Origin of the sequence: Kitasatospora sp. NPDC059817, assembly GCF_042731835.1 — a bacterium.
Taxonomy (GTDB): Bacteria; Actinomycetota; Actinomycetes; order Streptomycetales; family Streptomycetaceae; genus Kitasatospora.
In genome coordinates this window covers 63,397-83,673 of record NZ_JBHWIR010000005.1, presented here as the reverse complement: position 1 = coordinate 83,673, position 20,277 = coordinate 63,397, and the positions used below count along the sequence as shown (strand labels likewise).

General features: G+C 74.5%; 17 protein-coding genes. 4 read left to right on the top strand and 13 right to left on the bottom strand.

Annotated features, from left to right (window positions below; all coding sequences use genetic code 11):
* Positions 1 to 1,577, bottom strand: a 1,577-nt coding sequence (locus ACFV61_RS02145) for an FAD/NAD(P)-binding protein (protein ID WP_380489564.1), incomplete at its 3' end; no start/stop codon positions are given.
* 376 nt (positions 1,578 to 1,953) lie between these two features.
* On the opposite strand from ACFV61_RS02145, the gene ACFV61_RS02140 reads away from it, so the two are divergent.
* The gene (locus ACFV61_RS02140; RefSeq protein WP_380489562.1) at positions 1,954 to 2,595 is read left to right on the top strand and encodes an SRPBCC family protein; all 642 of its coding nucleotides are present in this window, start codon (positions 1,954 to 1,956) and stop codon (positions 2,593 to 2,595) included.
* A 16-nt stretch (positions 2,596 to 2,611) separates the two neighbouring features.
* Here the strand turns inward: ACFV61_RS02140 and ACFV61_RS02135 are convergent, their stop codons facing one another.
* From ACFV61_RS02135 to ACFV61_RS02085, 11 genes are all read right to left on the bottom strand, one after another.
* The gene (locus ACFV61_RS02135; RefSeq protein ID WP_380489560.1) at positions 2,612 to 4,201 is read right to left on the bottom strand and encodes a phytoene desaturase family protein; all 1,590 of its coding nucleotides are present in this window, start codon (positions 4,199 to 4,201) and stop codon (positions 2,612 to 2,614) included.
* 131 nt (positions 4,202 to 4,332) lie between these two features.
* Positions 4,333 to 6,987, bottom strand: coding sequence for a TIM-barrel domain-containing protein (locus ACFV61_RS02130; protein WP_380489558.1), 2,655 nt, complete (start codon positions 6,985 to 6,987; stop codon positions 4,333 to 4,335).
* A gap of 152 nt (positions 6,988 to 7,139) precedes the next feature.
* Positions 7,140 to 7,931 carry a carbohydrate ABC transporter permease gene (locus ACFV61_RS02125; protein WP_063351631.1) on the bottom strand — a complete coding sequence of 264 codons (792 nt, stop codon included), beginning with the start codon at positions 7,929 to 7,931 and terminating at the stop codon, positions 7,140 to 7,142.
* Between the two features lie 101 nt (positions 7,932 to 8,032).
* Positions 8,033 to 8,962: a carbohydrate ABC transporter permease gene (locus tag ACFV61_RS02120; RefSeq protein ID WP_380428075.1), complete on the bottom strand. Its 930-nt coding sequence runs from the start codon at positions 8,960 to 8,962 to the stop codon at positions 8,033 to 8,035.
* Positions 8,963 to 9,005: 43 nt separating this feature from the next.
* A complete protein-coding gene (locus ACFV61_RS02115) occupies positions 9,006 to 10,274 on the bottom strand; it encodes an extracellular solute-binding protein (protein WP_380489556.1) in 1,269 nt (422 codons plus the stop codon).
* Between the two features lie 217 nt (positions 10,275 to 10,491).
* A complete protein-coding gene (locus ACFV61_RS02110) occupies positions 10,492 to 11,250 on the bottom strand; it encodes a DeoR/GlpR family DNA-binding transcription regulator (protein ID WP_380489554.1) in 759 nt (252 codons plus the stop codon).
* A gap of 102 nt (positions 11,251 to 11,352) precedes the next feature.
* Positions 11,353 to 12,240 (bottom strand): SAM-dependent methyltransferase, encoded by an 888-nt coding sequence (locus ACFV61_RS02105; RefSeq protein ID WP_380489552.1) that lies wholly within the window; start codon positions 12,238 to 12,240, stop codon positions 11,353 to 11,355.
* A 205-nt stretch (positions 12,241 to 12,445) separates the two neighbouring features.
* A complete protein-coding gene (locus tag ACFV61_RS02100; RefSeq protein WP_063350461.1) occupies positions 12,446 to 12,979 on the bottom strand; it encodes an EF-hand domain-containing protein in 534 nt (177 codons plus the stop codon).
* Positions 12,980 to 13,174: 195 nt separating this feature from the next.
* Positions 13,175 to 13,933 (bottom strand): FAD:protein FMN transferase, encoded by a 759-nt coding sequence (locus ACFV61_RS02095; protein ID WP_380489572.1) that lies wholly within the window; start codon positions 13,931 to 13,933, stop codon positions 13,175 to 13,177.
* A gap of 30 nt (positions 13,934 to 13,963) precedes the next feature.
* Positions 13,964 to 14,506: an FMN-binding protein gene (locus ACFV61_RS02090; protein WP_380485563.1), complete on the bottom strand. Its 543-nt coding sequence runs from the start codon at positions 14,504 to 14,506 to the stop codon at positions 13,964 to 13,966.
* A gap of 78 nt (positions 14,507 to 14,584) precedes the next feature.
* Positions 14,585 to 15,940, bottom strand: coding sequence for a ferric reductase-like transmembrane domain-containing protein (locus tag ACFV61_RS02085; RefSeq protein ID WP_380489550.1), 1,356 nt, complete (start codon positions 15,938 to 15,940; stop codon positions 14,585 to 14,587).
* 230 nt (positions 15,941 to 16,170) lie between these two features.
* Between ACFV61_RS02085 and ACFV61_RS02080 the strand changes: the two genes are divergently transcribed.
* Positions 16,171 to 16,899 (top strand): response regulator transcription factor, encoded by a 729-nt coding sequence (locus tag ACFV61_RS02080; RefSeq protein ID WP_063350464.1) that lies wholly within the window; start codon positions 16,171 to 16,173, stop codon positions 16,897 to 16,899.
* A 38-nt stretch (positions 16,900 to 16,937) separates the two neighbouring features.
* A complete protein-coding gene (locus ACFV61_RS02075) occupies positions 16,938 to 18,413 on the top strand; it encodes a sensor histidine kinase (RefSeq protein ID WP_380489570.1) in 1,476 nt (491 codons plus the stop codon).
* On the opposite strand, the gene ACFV61_RS02070 is transcribed toward ACFV61_RS02075, so the two are convergent.
* Complete coding sequence (locus ACFV61_RS02070; RefSeq protein ID WP_380489548.1) at positions 18,391 to 19,413, bottom strand: GlxA family transcriptional regulator; 1,023 nt, start codon at positions 19,411 to 19,413, stop codon at positions 18,391 to 18,393. The two genes, ACFV61_RS02075 and ACFV61_RS02070, sit on opposite strands and share 23 nt — an antisense overlap.
* Before the next feature lie 166 nt (positions 19,414 to 19,579).
* On the opposite strand from ACFV61_RS02070, the gene ACFV61_RS02065 reads away from it, so the two are divergent.
* Positions 19,580 to 20,170: an isochorismatase family protein gene (locus ACFV61_RS02065; RefSeq protein WP_380489546.1), complete on the top strand. Its 591-nt coding sequence runs from the start codon at positions 19,580 to 19,582 to the stop codon at positions 20,168 to 20,170.
* Positions 20,171 to 20,277: the final 107 nt, after the last annotated feature.

The window sequence follows — 20,277 nt, the reverse complement described above, 5'->3', positions numbered from 1 at the left end:
GCGGCGGCCCGCGCGCGGGCGCGCGCGGGCCCGCCCCGCGCCCCCCCCCCCTGACGTGCGTGCCCGCTCAGCGGGCCGGTACCGCTCCGTTCGGCGCTCCCGGCCCGCTCGGCGTCCCCACCGCGCCGCGGCCCAGCAGCAGGGCGAGGTCGTCGGCCTGGCAGCGGATCTCCGGGATGGCGGTGGTCTCCAGCAGGTTGCCGCGTCGCAGCGAGCCCAGCGTCCACAGCGGTGCCGGCGCCCGGCCGCCGGGGGGGTGGGCCGGGCGGGGGGGGGGGGGTCCCCCCCCCCCCCCCCCCGGGGGCGGGGGAGCTGAGGCCGGTGGTGAGCAGGTCGGTGATCAGCGGGTCGTCGACCCGGGTGAGTTCGGCCTCGGAGCCGGTGCAGTTCAGCACCGCCCCCACCCGCAGCGCGCGGCCGTCGTCCAGCCGGACGTCGATGACCTCGCCGACCTCGCCGCCCCCGTCGGGGCCGTCCGAGGTGGTCTTGGCGTCGGCCACGGTGCCCCGGCCGATGCTGACCAGACCCGCGTCGACGGCGGCGCGCAGGGCCTTGGCGCTGACCGGCGGGATCCGGTGGCGGTGGGTCTCCCAGAGCCGGAGGTCCCGGGCCAGCAGCCGGGCCTGGTCGGCGGGTGGGAGCTGCTGCCACAGGGCGCTGGTGAGGGGGCGGAGGCTGTCGACCCCGGCCCGCCAGTCGCCGTGGACGCGGCGGCAGCGGGCGATCTGGCACAGCACCGCCCGGCGCAGCGCGGGCAGCCCCGCACGGGCGTCGAGCTGCGGGGCGACCGGGGCGACCGGCATGGTGAGCGGGGCGACCGGCGCGGTGAGCGGGGTGGTGGCGTGGGGTCGGGGGACCAGGCCGTGCCGGGACAGGGCGTGGACGACGCGGCCGGGGCGTTGCAGGCTGAGCGCCATGTCGACCATGGTCAGGCCGGTGCCGACGAGCAGGACGTCGCGGTCCTCGGGGACGGCCGCCAGGGCGCCGGGTGCCCAGGGGTCGGCCAGGAACTGCCCGGAGTCGCGCAGCGCCGGCGGTGCCCAGGCCTGGCCGGGTGCGAAGTTGCCCAGGGCCAGCACCGCCGCGTCGACGTCGAGCGGCGGCCCGTCGTGCAGCCACAGGCGCAGCGGCGGGGTGGTCGCCTGCGGTCGGTGGGTGAGGGCGACGACGCGGTCGGGGACCCGGACCAGGTCGGGGGTGCCGGGCTGGTCGGCCGCCGCCGCCAGGCTCTCGGCGAGGTAGCGGCCGAAGAGGCGCCGGGGGACGAAGTCGTGCTCGCCGCCGCGGTCGCCGAGCCAGCGCACGAAGTGGCCGGGGTCGTCCCGGTGGGCGCTCATCTGGCCGGCCCGGACGTTCAGCAGGTGGTGCGGCGCGTCGGTGCCGAACGCCAGCCCCGGGCCCGCGGGCCCGGGGTCGATGAGCCAGATCCGGGCCGGTGCGGGTCTCCCGGCGGCCGCGTGGTGGAGCAGGCGCAGCGCCGTCAGGGTGCCGGCGGCGCCTGCGCCCACCACGGCGATCTCGTGCGGGGCCCTGCGGTGGTTCACGGCGGCCGCGTCGGACGCGGCGGGAGACGTCATGCGGCCAACATCGAGCCGATCGCGCCGCCGCGTCCAACGACGGTTCATAGGCCCCTCGCCAAGCAGGACTTATGGCCGGGTGGCCCGGTGTCGCGCCGACCGGGGTGGGGGCGAAGGTCACGTAGGGTCCCGGGTTCGACACGTTCCGTCCCATAAGGAGAGTTTGGGGGCGCTCCGCCGCTCACCGTTCGAGCCTCTGGTTAGAGGGTGTCACGAAAGCTGTTGACCCCTCACGCGGATCCGCGTTATAACTTCTAACGAACGCGCAAGCATCTATCGAGCGCAGGGCCACCGCACGAGCGCAGGGCCACCGCCGCGTTCGCAGCTCGACAGGCAACGCCCGCCCACCAACTGACACTCGACCAAGGGGAATTCCATGTCCGGCACCCGCAGCACCGGCATCCGCGCCGCCCTGTTCGCCGTCCCGCTCGTCGTCAGCCTCCTCGGCGCCGCGGCCGCGCCCGCCGGGGCCGCCACCTCGCGCCCCGGTCCGTCCCTGACCTGCCGCGGCGAGGGCGTCGACCCCCGGGCCCAGGTCCGCTACCGGGCCGAGACGGTGATCCACGCGCCGCTGCACACCATCTGGAAGCTGCAGACCGACGTGGAGCGCTGGCCGTCCTGGCAGGGCCCCGTCGCGAGCGCGGAGCGCCTCGACCACGGCCGCCTGCGCCCGGGTTCGGCGTTCCGGTGGACGACCCCGCTCCCGCCCAACCCCGCGACCACCGCCACCAGCCTGGACATCACCTCGACCGTCCAGCAGCTCAAGCGGGAGTCCTGCCTCCGCTGGACCGGCCCCGCCGACGCCGAAGGGCTGCACATCGACGGCGTCCACGTGTGGAACTTCACCAAGGTCAAGGGCGGCGTCCGGGTGAGCACCGAGGAGACCCACACCGGGCCCCAGGTCGACGCGGACGTCCCCACCGCGACCGCGATCCTGCGTCAGGGCCTCGACGGGTGGCTGCACGACCTGAAGACCACCGCCGAGGCCATCGCCGAGGCCGACGCAGACCGGGGCTGACCTGCGCCGATATGTCCTAGTCGGACAGGGATTCGAGGGCGGCCCGGGCGGCGTTGTGGCCGGGGATGCCGCTGACTCCGCCGCCGCGGACGGCGCCCGCGCCGCACAGCAGGACGTTCGGGTGGGCCGTCGCCACGCCCCAGCGGGCGGCGGGGCCGTCCACGGGCCCGGTCGCGAACGGGAAGGAGAGGTCCCGGTGGAAGATGTGGCCGCCGGGCAGGCCGATCTCCCGTTCCAGGTCGGGCGGGGTCTTGGCTTCCACGCAGGGTCGGCCGGTAGCGTCCGGCGCGAGGCAGTCGACGATCGGTTCGGCCAGCACCTCGTCCAGTTGGGCCAGACTGGCCGCCAGGGCGCGCTCCTTGGCGGCCGGGTCGGTGAACAGCCGGGCGGGCATGTGCAGGCCGAACAGGGTCAGCGTCTGGAGGCCCTGGCGGACGGCTTCGGGGCCCAGGATGCTGGGGTCGGTGAGGGTGTGGCAGTAGATCTCCGACGGGGGTGCGGAGGGCATCCGGCCGGCCGCCGCCTCGGCGTAGGCGGTCTCCAACTGCCGGTAGCCCTCGGCGATGTGGAAGGTGCCCGCGAAGGCCTCCCGGGGGTCCGCGCCGGCGTCCCGGAGGCGCGGCAGCCGGCGCAGCACCAGGTTGACCTTCAGCTGGGCGCCCTCGGGCGCGGGCGCGGGCCCGAGCTCCTCGCCGAGGAGGCGGGCCAGGGTGGCCGGGGCGGCGTTGACCAGCACCCGGCGGCCCGCCGCGGTGGCCTCGCCGCCTTGGTGGCGGTACGTCACCTCGGCGTCGCCGTGGCCGTCGGTGGCGATGGCGGTGACCTCGCACCCGGTGCGGAGCTCCGCACCGGCGGCCAGGGCCGCTTCGGCCAGCGCGTCCGTCACCGCGCCCATGCCGCCGACCGGGACGTCCCAGTCGCCCGTCCCGTTGCCGATCACGTGGTAGAGGAAGCAGCGGTTCTGCCGGAGCGAGGGGTCGTGGGCGTGGGTGAAGGTGCCGATCAGCGCGTCCGTCAGGGCGATCCCGCGGACCAGGTCGTCGCTGAAGGTCCGTTCGATCGTCTCGCCCAGCGGCCGTTCGAACAGGGTGGTCCAGGCGGCGTCGTCGGCGATCCGCCGGCGCAGTTCGGCGCGTGCGGGCAGCGGTTCGGTGAGGGTCGGGAAGACCCGTCGGGCGACCTGCCCGGTCATGCCGTAGAAGCGCTGCCAGGCCTCCCACTCCCGGTCGGTTCCGGTGAGGGCCCGGAACGCCTCCCCGGTCCGGCCGGGGTCGGCGGCGTCCACCAGCAGGCCGGTGGGCTTCCCGTCCCGGACGGTGGGGGTGTACGAGGCGATCCGGCGGCGCCGCAGGTCGAGCCGCAGGCCCAGCTCCTGGACGATCTTGTGCGGCAGCAGGCTGACCAGGTAGGAGTAGCGCGACAGCCGGGCGTCCACGCCCGGGAACGCCCGGGTGGAGACGGCGGCCCCGCCGACCAGGGGCAGCCGTTCGAGCAGCAGGACCCGGCGTCCGGCCCGGGCGAGGTAGGCGGCGGCCACCAGCCCGTTGTGGCCGCCGCCGACGATCACGGCGTCGTACCGGGCGGGGGTGGACGGGTTCGCGTTCACCCCCGCCACGCTACGGGACGGGGGCGGGCCGGGGAATGCCCCGGACAGAGCGGCCCCGGACACGGCGGCCCCGGAGCGCCGCAGGGCCCCCTCGCAGTGGTTCGCGAGGGGGCCCTGCGGCATCCGGCCGGTCAGCGGCCGCCGTGGATCAGTTCGACGGAGAAGCCGTGGTCGGTGGCGACGGCAGGCGTTTTGACCTGCGTGACCCCGGTCGCGGCGTCGTGGTACCAGCCCGAGGCGGCCGAGTCGAGCGCCGCCGCCGAGTCCAGCTGGGGCAGCGGTCCGCCCTGCGTGACGACCAGGCGCGGGGCGGGCTTGCCGTGCACGGTGAAGCGGTACCCCCGCTCGGCCGGCTTGCCGGTGTAACTCCCCACGCTGGCACCGACCTTGACGACGGTGACCGGCCCGTGGGCGCGGACGTCCACCCGCTGGGTGGCCGAGGCGCCGGCGGCGAAGCCGCGGGTGACGCCGTCGTCCTCGTACAGGGTGTACGAGGAGTCGCCCTGCGGGTAGAGGTCGTAGTCGAGCCGGGTGCGGTCCCGGTTCTCCCAGGACAGCGTGCCCTCGGGCCACATCGGCACGATCGAGCCGCCCTTGACGAACAGCGGCAGGGTGTCCAGCGGCGCGGAGTAGCCGTTGATCGTGGTGGGGCCCTGGTAGGTGCGCCCGGTCCAGTAGTCGGTCCAGGTGCCCTTGGGCAGGTAGATGCCGTCGCGCACCGAGGTGTCGGAGTAGACCGGTGCGACGAGGAAGTCCGGCCCGGCCAGGAACTCGTACTTGGCGTTCGGGCCGAGGGCCGCCGGGTCGTCCGGGTACTCCAGGGCGAGCGGGCGCACCGCGCCGATGCCCGTCCTGGTGGCCTCCGCCGACAGCGTGTACATGTACGGCAGCAGCCGCTCCTTCAGCTGGAGGTACTTGCGGTTGATCGAGGTGTACGGCTCGCCGTCCAGCCAGGGCTGCTGGTCGCGCTGCTCCTTGCCGGCCATGTCCTTGGCCCAGCCGTCCATGGTCATGATGGCCGGGAGGAAGGACTTCCACTGGAGGTCGCGGGTGTACATCTTCGGGTCGCGCCGGTAGATGGAGCCGACGTCGCCGGTGTTGTAGGCGATGCCGGACATGGTGGCGCCGGCGTAGGTGGGGATCTGCCAGCGGATGTAGTCCCAGGACAGGCTCTGGTCGCCGCTCCACAGGACGCCGCAGCGCTGGGCGCCGGCCCAGGAGACGGGCAGCCAGACGAAGCCGCGGGCGTCGCTGCCGTCCTCGATGCCGGCCTTGGCCTGGTCGCAGGCGTTCAGCGCGAAGTCGTAGCCGTTGCCGACCCAGGCGACGTCGAGCTTGCGCACCAGGGCGCCGGCCTTGACCTCGGCGGCCTGGTCGGGCAGGCCGTTCTGGGTCCAGAGCCCGAGCTGGGCGTGGTTCTTGCGCAGGCCCTCGCCGGTCTGGGCGAGGTTCTCGTAGCCGCAGCCGTAGCCGTCGTTGACGAGCATCCAGCCGAGCGGCATCTGGTTCTGCACGTAGCCGTCGGCGACCTTGAGCGCGTCGGTGGTGTGGCGTTCGCCGCGGTTGGCGTTGTGCAGGTAGCAGTCGGAGTCGCCGGGCTCCAGGCCGTAGACGGGCGGCATGAAGGGCTTGCCGACCAGGGCGGTGTACTTGCCGATCACCGACTTGACGTCACCGGTGAAGTAGTAGGCGTCCAGGCGCCGTTCCTGCTGTCCGGTGCGCACGGGCGAGCCGAAGTCGTAGCTGCCCGGGGCGAAGGTGTTGCGGAAGACGCCGTAGCCGGCGGTGGAGATGTAGAACGGCTGCGAGTTGTTGTAGCCGCCCTCGTTCCAGTTGGTGCTGTTGGCGACGTGGACGGTCTTGTCCCGGTGGGAGAAGGAGCCGTTCTGCTCGCCGCCGCCGAAGAACTGCTCGTCGGCGCCGCGGACCAGGCTCTGCCGCAGCCCGCTGGTGGACCAGCGCAGCGGGGCGTCCTCCTGCCAGACGGCGGTGCGGTTGTCGGCCTTGTACAGGCCGAACCTCAGGGGGTGCTTGTAGACCCGCAGCACCTGGTCCTTGGAGCGGATGCCGTAGTAGTCGCCGGCGTCGAACGACGAGGTGCCGCGCTGGAGTTCGGGCTGCTTGCGGATGATGGTGCTGCCGGCCGGGTCGGTGAGCACGCCGTCCGGGGCGGCGCGCAGCCGCAGCTGGTCGTCGGCGAGGAAGTCGACCTTGGCCTTGAGGGTGCCGGCGGCGATGTCGTAGCTGCCCTGGCCGCCGGAGAAGGAGGTGAGGTTTCCCGCGTCGGCGGTCTGCGGCAGGTAGGCGCGGCCGGTGAAGGAGCCGCCGTGCACGTCGTAGGGGACGACCAGGACGTGGTAGGTGCCCGAGGCCTTCGGGATGACGGTCGCCTCGGGGTTGGCGGTGCCCGCGCTCTCGGCGACCTCCTTGCCGTTGGCGTCGTAGATGTAGAGGTCGAAGTCGTCGGTGGGGTTCTGCCACTGGATCGAGAGCGGGACGCCGCCCTCGGGGTTGTCGTCCCAGTAGCCGGCGGGCGCGTCGACGGTCAGGTCGAAGCGGCCGCAGACGGTGCCGTCCGGGTCCTGGGCGGCGGACGGGCAGGAGGCGGCGCCGCCGAGGGTGCCCTTGGCGTACGTGGGGCTCTGCCAGGTGGTGCTCTGGTGGCTGCCGTCGAGGACGGCGGAGCCGGGGGTGGCGGCGCGGGCCGGCAGGGCGGGCCCGGCGATGGCGGCGATGCTGGTGAGGGCCACGGTGAGGGCGGCCCGGCGGAGGCGAGGTCGTACCAAGCGCACGGTGTGTTCTCCCGTCGGATGAGCAAGAGATGTTCACTTACTGCGCGAAGCTGCTTGAACATGGGGGAATACAAGCAACATTCACAGTTATGGCCGGTCCATGTCAATGGCAGAGTCGCCGTTCTCGACACCCCGGACGGCCGGGGCTACTTCACCGATCCGGCGGTCAGGCCGGAGACCACGTGGCGCTCGATGACGGCGAACAGCACCACGACCGGCACGATCGCGACCACCGATCCGGCGAACAGGTAGTTCCACTCCACGGTGTAGTTGCCGATGAAGCCGTTGATGCCGACGGTCAGCGGCTGGCTCTCCGGGGCCGTCGACAGGGTCAGGCCCATCACGAACTCGTTCCAGGCGGAGATGAAGGTGAAGATCACCGCGGTGACCACGCCGGGCATGGCCAGCGGCAGCACCACCCGGCGCAGCGCCCCGAGCCGGCCGAGGCCGTCGAGCAGCGCGGCCTCCTCCAACTCGACCGGGATCGAGCCGATGTAGGCGGTGAGGATCCAGACGGCGAAGGCCAGGTTGAAGGCGGCGTTGCAGAGGATCAGCGTCCAGACCGAGTTGAGCATGTCCAGCTGGTAGAACTCGCGGTAGAGGCCCACCAGCAGCGAGGTCGGCTGGAACATCTGGGTGACCAGGACGAGCAGCAGGAAGAGCTTGCGGCCCCGGTACCTGAACCGCGCGGTGCAGTACGCGGCGGGCAGCGCGACCAGCAGCGCCAGCACGGTGGAGCCGCCGGCGACCAGCAGGGTGACCTTGAGGTTGGCGCCGAGCGTCGACTCGCGCCAGACGTCGACGAAGTTGGACCAGGCGGGGTGGTGCGGCAGGTAGCCCGCGTCGCGCAGCTCGTCGGCGGGGCGCAGCGCGGTGACGGCCATCTCCAGGTACGGGAGCAGGAAGACCGCCGCCAGCAGCCAGGCGGCCGCCGCCATGACCAGGGTGCGCGGCCGGATCCGAGCCCGGATCCGCGGCTCGCTCTGCGGCCGGATCCGGCGCGCGGGCGGGCGCGGCCGGCGCGTGGGCGGGCGGGCCGTCAACGCTCCTCCCCGTTCCAGCGGCCGACCTTGAGGAAGACGAGCACCATCAGCACCACCAGGGCGAAGTTGACCACCGACATGGCCGCGGACTCGCCGATGTCGGTGTTCTTCAGCTGGTACATGAACACCGTGCTGGTGGCCGTGGCGCTGCCCGGGCCGCCCTGGGTCATGCCCCAGATGACGGGGAAGGAGTTGAAGACGTTGATCAGGTTGATCACGAGGCCGACCAGGAAGGCCGGGCGCAGCAGCGGCAGGGTGATCCTCCGGTAGGCCTGCCACGGGGAGGCGCCGTCCACCCGGGCCGCCTCGTACAGCTCGCCGGGGACGGTCTGCAGGCCGGCGAGCAGGGTGTAGGTGGTGAACGGCAGCGAGACGAAGACGGCGACGAGGACCATCCAGGGCCAGGCGGTCGACGGGTCGCCGAGCCAGTCCCGGGGGCCGTCGACCAGGCCGAGGTCGGTCAGCGCGGTGTTGAGCACGCCGGCCGTCCGGTCGAGCATCCACCGGAAGCCGATGGCGGTCATCAGGACGGACGCGGCCCAGGGGGCGATCAGGGCCCAGCGCGCGAACCTGCGCCCGGGGAAGCGCTGGTTGAACAGCTGGGCCAGGCCGAGCGAGAGCGCCATCGTCAGGCCGACGACGGCCACCGTCCAGACCACCGTCGAGAGCAGCACCCGGCCGAGGTCGGCCTCGCCGAAGAGCTTGCGGTACTTGTCCAGCCCGGCGGAGCCGCGGACGAATCCGCTGGTGCTGATGCGCAGGAACGAGGTGCGGGCCATCTCGTAGACGGGCCACAGGACGACGGCCAGGATCAGCAGGACGGCCGGGGCGATCCACGGCAGCGGTCCGAGCCGGCCGGGGCCGGAGCCCGTCCGGGCGGGCCGGCCGGGCCCGGAGGCCTGGGGGGTGGGGGAGTCGAGGGACACGGCGGTGCCTTTCGGACGGGGCGCGGGCCGGGGCGGGCGTGCCCTACTTGTTCGCGACGGCGTCCCGGGCCTTCTTCTGCAGGTCGCCGAGCACCTTGGCCGGGTCGCCGGCGACGGCGGTGCCGATGCTCTTCTTGAGCTCGGCCGAGACCGCGTCCCAGGTGGTGTTGCCGAGCGGGTAGAAGGCGGCGTTCGGCAGGAGGGCGAAGAACGGTTCGAGGTCCTTGTGCTTGCCGCTGGCGGTCATCTCGCGCAGGGTGCCCTGGGTGACCGGCAGCAGGTTGTAGGTCTCGTCGAAGGCGAGCGTGTTGTCCTTGGAGTACGCGAAGTCGAGGAACTTCCTGATCTGGTCGCGGTGGCCGTTCTTCTTGAAGGCCATCGTCCAGTCCGCGACGCCGAGGGTGGAGGCGAGCGGGCCCGTCCTGCCGGGGACGGGCGCGACGCCGTAGTCGACCTTGCCGTCCTTGGACATCTGGATCAGCGAGGGGTGGCCGTCGGCCATGGCGGCCTTGCCCGCGGCGAAGTCGGCGAAGGCGGTCTTGCGGTCGGTGGTGGCCGGGTTGGCGTAGGTCAGGCCGGTGTCGACGAGGTTGGCCTTGAGCCAGCGGAAGGTGTCGACGTTGGCCTGGCTGTCGATGGCGTACGTGCCGTCCTTGGCGGTGGGGCCGCCGCCGTTGCCGAGCTCCCAGATCATGCTCTCGCCCTGGGCCTCCTCCGGGCCGAGCGGCAGCGCGTAGGGGGTGACCCCGGGCGCCTTGGCCTTGATCAGTTCGGCGTCCTTGCGCACCTCGTCCCAGGTGGTGGGCGGCTGGGTGATGCCGGCCTGCTGGAAGACGGCCTTGTTGTAGAAGAGGGCGCGGGCGGAGGAGACGAACGGGATGCCGTACTGCACGCCGTCGACCCGGCCGGCGTCGGCGAAGCTCGGGATCAGGTCGGCCCGGGTGTCGGCGGACAGGACGTCCTCGGCCTTGTAGAGGAGGTCGTCGGCGACCTTGTCGGCGTAGCCCCCGGTCTGCAGGACGTCGGGGACGTTGCCGCTCTGGATCATCGTCTTGACCTGCTTGTCGATGTCGTTCCAGTTCATCACCTGGACGTCGACCTTGATGCCGGGGTTGGCCGCGGTGAACGCGGTGGCGACGCCGTTCCAGTAGGCCTTGGAGCTGTTGGACTCCTTCTCGCCGTAGTCGGCGGCGACGAGTTTGAGCGTCACGGCGCCGTTCGGGGAGGACCCGCCACTGCTGCCGCCGCACGCCGTGAGGGCGAGCGCGCCGACGGCACAGACCGCCCAGAGGGCACGTACACGTGTGTTCACCGCAGTTACCGCCTTCGTACGCCGCTTGATCCTAGTTGCTTGAAGAGCGCTGGTTCTGAGCAGATTCGAAAGAGCGTGGCGTCGGGCAGTATTCACGAGGCGGACCGGCGGGGTCGAGGTGTCGCCCGGATGTCGTTATCGGACCGTTGCATGACAACTGGCGGTGCAGCAGAAAGCCCGGCCGGTTCTCCCCGGCCGGGCACCCCGTGTGAACAGGTCAGACGCGTGCGACCCGGACCCCGCAGGCGGCGATCGCCTTCTCCTGCGCGGCGGTGGCCTCGTCGTCGGTGACGAGGTCGTGCACCTCGGCGAGCGGGCAGATCTTGGCGAAGGTCACCCGGCCGATCTTGGTGCTGTCCGCCAGGACCACCGAGCGCGCGCTGGCGTGCAGGAACGCGCGGTCGGTCTGGGCCTCCATCTCGTCGTGCGTGGTGCAGCCCTCCTGCGCCGTCAGGCCGTCCACCCCGATGAACGCGAGGTCCAGGTGGTACTGGGCGAGCATCCGGTCGGCGGCCGGCCCCACCAGCTCGTAACTCGTGGTCCGGGCCAGGCCGCCGACCACCACCAGGCGGACGTCCGGCCGGACGATGAGGTCCGCCGCGATGTTGACCGCGTTGGTCACGATGGTGATCCCGCCGCGCTCGGCCAGCACCCGGGCCAGCTCGCTCGTCGTCGTGCCGCCCGTCAGGCCCACCACGGCGCCGTCCGGCACCAGCCGGTCGGCCGCCAGCGCTATCCGCCGCTTCTCGGCCTGCCGCGTCCCGTGCTTGTGGCGCAGCGGCAGTTCGAGGTTGACGGCACCGGTGACCGCCCCGCCACGGGTGCGGTGCAGCAGGCCCTGCTCGTGCAGTTCCTGGAGGTCCCGGCGGACGGTGGCCGGTGACACCTGGAGGAGGCCGGCCAGCTCGTGCACATCGGCGCTGCCCGCCTCGGTGATGTGGGTGAGGATCCGGGCGGTACGGTCGGCTTTGAGCATGGCCGAAGTCTAGGGCGTGTCCGTTGGATCACGCCGGGCCCGTGGGGCGGCGGACTGTGCGCAGAACCGCGCAAGCCGGCCGGGCGGCCCGGAGCGGGGGCGTCACCGGGTGGCGAAGACCCAGCGGTCGGCGGCGAAGGCGTCGTGGGGTTCGGGCCGGGGGCCGCGGCCGTAGTGGCGGGTGAAGTCGAACGGGGTGTGGACGGTGGTGGACCAGCCGCGCGCGGTGAGATCGGCGGTGGTGTCGGGGCGGGGCCCGGCGTCGAACAGGGCGAGCAGGTCGACGCCGAGCCGCTCGCGGGCGGTCGTGTAGACGGGGTTGTCGCGGACCGCCGCGGACTCCGGTCCGAGCCTGGCCTCGTACGCCAAGGTGCTGCCGGCGGCGCCGAGTCGGTCGACGGCGGCCGCGAGCCGCTGTTCGGCGGCGGCGGGCAGATAGGGCAGCAGGCCCTCGGCGAGCCAGGCGGTCGGCTCGGCGGGCTGGAAGCCGGCCGCGGTGAGGGCGTCGGCCCAGTCGCCGCGCAGGTCGGCGGCCACCGGCACGCGGCGCGCCGTCGGCCGGGCGTCGAGCCGGTCGAGGACGCGCTGCTTGAACGCGAGGACCTCGGGCCGGTCGACCTCGAAGACGGCGAGGTCGGCGGGCCAGTCGAGCCGGAAGGCCCGGGTGTCCAGGCCGGCGCCGAGCAGGACCACCTGGCGGACGCCCAGGTGGGCGGACCACAGCAGCTGGTCGTCCAACGCCCTGGTCCGCAGGGCGAAGTAGCGGCCGAGCCGACCCCAGAGCGGATCGGCCTCGCCGTCCGGGACGTCCCGGGGGTGGACCGGCCAGTGCGCGGAGGACCGGGCGGCGCGGACGAAGTGCTCGGCGTGGGCGTCCCGGGCGAGGGCGTCGGGGCGGTGGGTCTCGATCGCGCGGGCGGCGGCGACCATCAGGGCGGTCGGTCCGACGCCCTCGTCGACGCCGGCACGGGGGCGGGCGGCGGTGGCCATGGTCCCTCCTGGTGTTCGGACTTCGGGAAGCCGCGACCAGGTCCTGTCCGGCAGGATCGGCCGGACAGGCTGGACGGCGGACCGGTCGTGGGTGGTGGCGCGGGCGCCGCGGGCCCGGTGCGTGAAGCGCGGGACGGCGCCGCCGGGCAGGCGCGGGGCGGCGGCGCCGTCGCTCAGCCGATCCGGGGTGCGTGCCCCGGGGAGATCAGGCGGCCGGTTGGCCCACCAGCAGGTCGCCGGGGATGCCGGCCTTGTCCGGGGCGTAGTAGTCGCGGATCCCGGCGGCCCAGACGGCCACCGTGATGCGGTCCTCGGGGGTGGGGCCGAAGGCGTCGAAGAGGGCGTGGATGTTGGCGTGCTCGAAGCCGATCGCGGTCATCAGCGCCACGAACAGCGGACGCTCGATCAGGCCGTCGCCGTCCGGGTCGCCGAGCGCGGACAGGGCGTCGGCGAACTCGCCGGCGGCGGGGCCGAAGCGCTCGGGCGAGAGGACGAAGCCGCCGAACTCCTCGCGGCTGATCACGCCGTCGCCGTTGGTGTCCAACTCGTCGGCCAGGGTGGTCCAGTAGCGCCGGAAGGCGGCGCGGATCGCGGCCTTCGCGGCCTCGTCCGAATCGGCGGCGGCCGCGACCACGCGGGCCGTCATCAGGTTGAAGTCGTCGACCTCGACGACGCCGTTGCGGTTGGCGTCGAACAGGGAGAAGACGAGGTCGATCCGCCGGGTGGCCTCGGTGGGCATGTGTCGCTACCTCTTTCCGTGGGTTCACGCGTGTCCGTGGGTCCACGCGTTCCGGTGGGACCGGATGGTGTGCGTCCGATCGGTCTCCCCACTATCGGCCACCCGGGTCGAGGCGGATGAGTCATGATCGAGTTCTTCACCTGATGGAGTGAACTATCAGCGTTCGAACGCCAGTTGGCGCGCAAACGGCCCTGCTCAGGCCGCCGGGGCGGCCGGCCGCCAGTCGGCGGGGCCGGTGGGCGGGAGGTGCCGGGGCAGGCCGGGCGTCCAGCGCTTGGTCCCGTCGGGCAGGACGGCGAGGGCCTCGACGCCGGGCTGCCGGGCGGCCCAGGCGAGCGCGCGGTCGGGGCCCATCGCGAAGGCGGCGGTGGCCCAGGCGTCGGTGCGGGCGATCCCGGTGCCGGGGGCGCCGACCAGGGTCAGCGAGGCGAGGCCGGACGCCGGCCGGCCGGTGTGCGGATCGAGGATGTGCGCGCCGCGCTCGGCGGTGCCGGAGGTGGCCACCGCGAGGCCGTCGCCGCCCAGCACGGCGGCCAGCGCGCCCGGCCGCAGCGGGTGGGCGACCCCGATCCGCCACGGGCCGCCGGCGGTCTGCACGTCCCCGCCGCCGCTGACGCAGTACTGCCGGGCCCCGGCGGCGGCCAGCAGCCCGGCCGCCTCCTCGACCGCCCACCCCTTGACCCAGCCGCTCGGGTCGAGCCGGCCGCCGGGCCGCTCGGTGAAGAAGCCGTCGGTCTGCGCGGCGACCTCGCGGCAGGCCGCCAGGACGACGCGGACCTGCGGATCGCAGTCGGCGAGGGCGAGTTCGCCCCGGTCGAGGCGGCTGATGTCGCTGTCCGGCCGGTAGGGCGAGAACACCGCGTCGATCCGGTGCAGCCGGTCGGCGATCCGGCGGAGCGCGGCGGGCGTGTCCGGGCCGGGATCGCGGACGGCGATCGAGAAGACGGTGCCCATGACGGGTTCGGCGTGGCGGAGCACCGCGCCTCACCGCCCGGCGCGGTCGAGCGCGCTCTGCAGGGAGCGGACGTAGCCGTCGCTGGTGAAGGTCGCGCCGCTGACCACGTCGATCCCGGCGCTCTGTGCGGCGATCGCCTCCTGGTTGAGCAGGGGCAGCGCGGAGCTGTTGATCTCGCGGTCCCGGCGGTCCTCGGTGGGGTACTTGACGACGTCGACGGCGGTGATCCGGCTGCCGGCGAGGGTGACCTCGACCTGGACGGGGCCGTAACGGGTGTTCACGGCGTCGCCGGTGACCTTCCGGGTGCCGCCGGCGCCGGCCGCGGCACCGGCGGCCGGTGCGCTGGGAGAGCCCGACGGCCCAGCGGTGGCGTCGGAGGCCCCGGCGGCGGTACCGGACGAACCCGTGGCGCCGGACGAACCCGCGCCGCCTGACGAGCCTGCGGTACCGGACGAGCCCGTGCCTCCGGAGCTGATCACCGGCGCGGGCCCGGCGGCCCCGTGCGGTTTGAGGGAGAGCAGCAGGACGACTCCGGCCGCGGTGGCGGCACCGGTGACGACGGCTCGGCGCATGGGCGGGGCTCCTCGGGGGTGTGGCGGAGGTGGCGTTGTGACGGGTCTCGGCAGGTCCGGCAGGCTCGGCGAGCGGGCTCAGAAGTCGAAGGACTCCCGGTGGATGCGCCCCGCCCGCACCCCGGCGGCCCGCAGCGAACGGACGGCCTCCTCGGCCAGCGCGTCCGGCCCGCACAGGTAGACCTCGTGCTCGGCGAGGTCGGGGACGAGCCGGGCGAGCGCGCGGCCGAGGTCGCCGATCCGCGCCCGCGGGCCGACCAGTTCGTGCACCGCGGCGCCCCGCCGCCGGGCCACCTCCGCCAGCTCGGCCCGGAACAGCACGTCCTCCGGGCGCCCGGCCCGCTGGACCAGGGTCAGCTCGCCCGGCAGCGTCTCGAACAGCGCCCGCAGCGGGGTGATCCCCACCCCCGCCCCGAGCAGCAGCACCCGGCGCCGCCGTTGCAGCCGCCCGGTGAACGCCCCGTACGGGCCCTCGGCGCGCACCGGGGTGCCCGGGCGCAGCGCGGCCACCGCGGCGCTGTGCCCGCCGAGGTCCTTGACGGTGAAGCGCAGGAAGTCCGGGCGCGGCGGCGCGGACAGCGAGTACGGGTTGGCGGCCCACCGCAGGCCGGGCGCCTGGAACTGGAGACGGAAGAACTGGCCCGGCTCGGCCCGGAGTTCGTCCAGCCGCCGACCGGTCAGGAACAGCGACACCACGCCCGGCCCCTCCCGCCGCACCTCCGCCACCCGCAGCCGGTGCCGGCGGTCGAGCAGCCAGGGCCGGGCCAGCCGGTACCAGCCCAGCAGGGCGGCGGTGCCGAGGTAGAGCGCGTACCAGGCGGCGCGGGCCGGGCCGTCGCCGAGGTCGGCGCCGGTGGCCAGCTGGTGGCCGAAGGCGAGCGCCACCGCGAGGTAGGTGGCCAGGTGCAGGTAGTACCAGGCCTCGTACGGGAGGCGGCGCCGGGCGGCCCGGGCGGAGACGGCGCCGGTGCCCAGCATCAGCAGGGTGCCCAGCGCGGCCTTGAGCATCTCGGGGTAGTGGAGGACGATCTCCACGCCCTCGCCGAACAGGCCGCGCCCGTCCGTCAGCGCGTACCCCCAGACGACCGACAGCACGTGCACCGTCACCACGGCGACCAGCCAGCGCCCGCCGAACGCGTGCCAGCGGGCCAGCCGGTCGGCGCCTACCCCGCGCTCCACCGGCGGCAGCCGGGCCATCAGCAGGAGCAGCACCGGCGCCGCGTACCCGGCGAGCAGACCGGTGATCCGGCCCGCCCCGGTCAGCCAGCCGGCCGCGCCGGCGACCGCAGGGGTGTCGGACCACCACAGCGCGAGGACGCCGAGCGCCCCGGCGGCGATCAGGCCCAGCACCGCGTCCGGCCGGGCGGCGGCCGGGTGGCGCGGGGCCGCCCGGCGGGTGCGGGCGGCGGGTCTCGGCGGGGCGGCGGTGGCCATCGGGGATCCTCCTTCGGGCCCGGCGGGCGAGCACCGCCGGGGCGCACCACGATCGCACCGCAACCTCTGAGCCGGCTCTGAACCGGTGCCGCCGCCCCCGTCGCCCCCGGCGGTGTCGCCGCAGGTCAGGGCGGGTGGAGCGGGCTCTGCGGGCGACTGCCGGTCTCAGGGCTTTCTCATCGCGGTGGGCCAGGATGAAGGCGGCCGACCGCCTGCACCCAGGGAGCACCATGGACGACACCGCCGAGCGGGGCGCCGACCGGCAGGACTGGCGGGTCCTGGTCGTCGACGACGAACCGGACCTGGTGGAGGTGGTCTGCGGCGCGGTCCGCTACGAGGGCTGGCAGGCCCGGGGCGAGACCACCGGTCTGGCCGCCGTCCGGGCGGCGGCGCACTGGCGCCCGGACGCCGTGGTGCTCGACATGATGCTGCCCGACCTCGACGGCATGGAGGTGCTGCGCCGCATCCACGCCGAGCGGCCCGAGGTGCGGGTGCTCTTCCTCACCGCCCGGGACGCCGTCGAGGACCGGATCGCGGGCATCGCGGCGGGCGGCGACGACTACGTGACCAAGCCGTTCAGCCTGGCCGAGGTGGTGGTCCGGCTGCGCGGGCTGCTGCGCCGGGCCGCCCCGCCGGGCGCCGCGGGGCAGCCGCCCGCACACGCCCTGGTGCTCGGCGACCTCGTCCTCGACGAGCGGGCCCGTGAGGTCACCCGGGCCGGCGAGGTGGTCGACCTCAGCCCGACCGAGTACGCGCTGCTCGCCCACCTGATGCACCACCCGCGGCAGGTGCTCAGCAAGGCGCAGATCCTGGACGCCGTCTGGTCGTACGACTTCGGCGGGCAGGCGCACGTCGTCGAGCTGTACATCAGCTATCTGCGCAAGAAGCTGGACGCGGGCCGGACGCCGATGATCCACACGGTGCGCGGCGCCGGGTACCTGATCAAGGCGGCCCCGTGACCGGCCGGCCCACGACGGGCGGCCCCACGACGGACGGCCTGGTCACGGGCGCTGCCAGGGCGCGCCGCCGGGCCGCCCGGCTGGTGCCGCGGACGCTGCGGGCCCGGCTGATCGCAGGCCTGCTGGTGCTGCTGGTGGTGACCTGCGCCGCGGTCGGCCTCGCCACCACGGCGGCGCTGCGCCACTTCCTGGTGGACCGCCTGGACCAGCAGCTCGCCGACGCCGGCGGGCGCTACGCCGCCAGCCTGGAGCACGCCGGCCAGGGCGGCGGCACCGACACCCGGGCGCAGACCCCCGGCACCCTGGGCGCCCGGCTGCTGGACGGCCGGGTCACCGCGGCGGGCGTGGTCGACGGGGACGCCGACGACGCCAACGGCCCGAGCGCCGACGACCGGCTGGTGTTCTCGCCGGCCGAGCAGCGGGCCCTCGCCGCCCTGCCGGTCGGCGGGCCGGCCCGCACCGTCGACCTGGGCCGCGCGCAGGGCCACTACCGGGTGCGCGCGGTGGCCGGCCGGGACGGCGACGTGCTGGTCAGCGGACTGCCGCTGCGCCCGGCCGAGGACACCGTGGACCGGCTGGCGACCCTGGAACTGACCGTCTTCGCGATCGCCGTCGCCGGGGCGGGGGCGGCCGGGGCGGTCTGGGTCGGCTGGTCGCTGCGTCCGCTGCGGCGGGTGGTGGGCACGGCCGAGCGGGTGGCCGCGCTGCCGCTCGCCAGCGGCGCCGTCACGCTGGCCGAACGCGTCCCGGACGACGATCCGCGGACGGAGGTCGGCCGGGTCGGCGCGGCGCTCAACCGGATGCTCGGGCACGTGGGCGACGCGCTGGCCCGCCGGCACGCGGTGGAGGAGCGGCTGCGGGCGTTCGCGGCCGACGCCAGCCACGAGCTGCGCACCCCCGTGGCGGCGGTCCGCGGCCACGCCGAACTCGCGCTGCGCCACCCGGGCGCGGTGCCCGGGCCGGTCCGGCACTCGCTGGAGCGGATCGACGCCGAGGCGGTGCGGATGGGCGCGATCGTCGAGGACCTGCTGCTGCTCGCCCGGCTGGACGCCGGCCGGCCGCTGGCCGACGCCGAGGTCGACCTGACCCGGATCGCGCTGAACGCGGTGGCCGACGCCCGGGCGGCCGGGCCCGGGCACCGCTGGCGCCTGGCGCTGCCCGAGGAGCCGGTGCTGGTGCGCGGGGACGCGGACCGGCTCAGCCAGGTGGTGGTCAACCTGCTGGCGAACGCCCGGACCCACACCCCGCCCGGCACCGAGGTCGAGCTGAGCCTGGAGCCGGCCGGGGCGGAGGTGCGGCTGGCCGTCGCCGACGACGGCCCGGGGATCACGCCGGAGCTGGCGGACCGGATGTTCGAGCGGTTCGTCCGGGGGGACCGCGCCCGCTCGCGCTCGACCGGGTCGACGGGGCTCGGCCTGTCGATCGTGCGGGCGGTGGTCCGGGCGCACGGCGGCACGGTGGACGCGGCGAGTCGGCCGGGGCGCACCGTGTTCACCGTCCGGCTGCCGCTCTGACCGGGGGCGCGGGCGTGGTGGTGCGGAAGCGGTGGCGGTACTCGGTCGGGGTGGTGTCGAGCCGGCGGCGGAAGGCCCGGACCAGGGTGTCGGTGGTGCCGAACCCGCAGTCGGCGGCGACGCGTTCGAGCGTGGCATCGGTGGATTCGAGCTGGTGGCGGGCGAGCTCGACCCGGGCCGACTCGATGTAGGCGCTGGGCGTGGTGCCCAGTTCGGTCTTGAAGATCCGGGTCAACTGCCGTTCGCTGACGTGGGTGTGGGCGGCGAGGTCGGGGACGGTGAGCCGGCCGGTGAGGTTGCGCAGGACGTGGTGGCGCAGCTCCTCGACCCGCCGGGTGGTGGAGACGGGTTCCAGCGGAACGCTGAACTGGCTCTGGCCGCTGGGGCGTTTGAGGTACATCACGAGCTGGCGGGCGACCCTCAGCGCGAGCTCCTCGCCGAAGTCCTCGGCGACCAGGGCGAGGGAGAGGTCGAGGCAGGCGCTGATGCCCGCGCCGGTCCAGACGTCGCCCTCGCGGATGAAGATCGGGTCGGCGTCCACCTCGATCTCCGGGTACTCGGCGGCCAGTTGCGCGGCGGTCGACCAGTGGGTGGTGGCGCGCTTGCCGTCGAGGAGGCCGGCGGCGGCGAGCAGGTGCGCGCCGACGCAGACCGAGGCGATGCGGCGCGAGCGCCCGGCGAGGGTGCGCACCCGGTCGACCACGGCCGGGTCGGTGCGCGGGTGGACCCGGCGCTGGCCGTCCACCTCGACGGCGCCGGGCACCAGCAGGGTGTCGATGGCGCTCGCGGCGGCCTCGTCGAAGGTGAGGTCGGGCAGGATCCGCACGCCGGCGGCGGTGGTGACCGGGTCCGTGGTCGCGGCGGCGAGGACGACGCGGTAGCCGGTCGCGTCGCCGGTCTCCCGCCGGACGAGGGAGAACACCTCGGGCGGTCCGGTGACGTCGAGCAGGTCGACGCCCTCGAACAGGACGATGACGATCAGTCGTTGTACGGCGCCCACGGCCCCACCTGCGCTCTCTTCGTGCTCTCTCGATGTCGGAATCTGCAGGTTAGACGGCATTGCCGACATCCGGTGGCCGGTCGTAGCGTTCCAGGGGCCGGGCCGCCGCGGCCGTCGCAGCCGCCGCCCGCCCTTACCCGTGTACCGAACCGAAGGTGGTCCCCTCATGCCCACGACGACCCTGCGCGCCCTGAACGGCTTCGACGAGACGCCCGCCACGCTCGCCGCGTCCACGCTGATCCTGATCGACTACCAGAACACCTACGTGCGCGGCGTGATGGAGCTGGAGGGCTGGCGGGAGGCGCTCGACGCGGCCGCGGCCCTGCTCGCCCGGGCGCGCTCGGCGGGCGCCACGGTCATCCACGTGATCAACGACGGCGGTGCGGGCACCCCGTACGACGTCCGTGCCGAGATCGGGCAGATCCACCCCGCCGTGGCGCCGGTCGAGGGCGAGGCCGTGGTCGTCAAGCAGGCCCCGGACGCCTTCGTCGGCACCGGCCTGGGCACCCTGCTCGACGAGGCCGGCCACCAGGACGTGGTGGTCGCCGGCTTCATGACCCACATGTGCGTGGCCTTCACCACCGCGGGCGCCTTCCTGCGCGGCAACCGGCCGACGGTCGTCGCCGACGCCTGCGCGACCCGCCCGCTCGCCTCGGCGGGCACCCGGGTGACCGCCGCCCAGCTGCACCGCAGCGCCCTGGCGACGATCGGCGACCTGTACGGCGTGGTCGTGGAGTCCCAGGCCGCGCTGAGCTGAACCGTTCCCGTCGGGGGCCCCCCCCCCCCCCCGGCCCCCACCCCCGCCGGGGGACGCCCACGGGGGGCCCCGACCGGCGCAGAAAACCCACACCCCCCCCCCCCCCC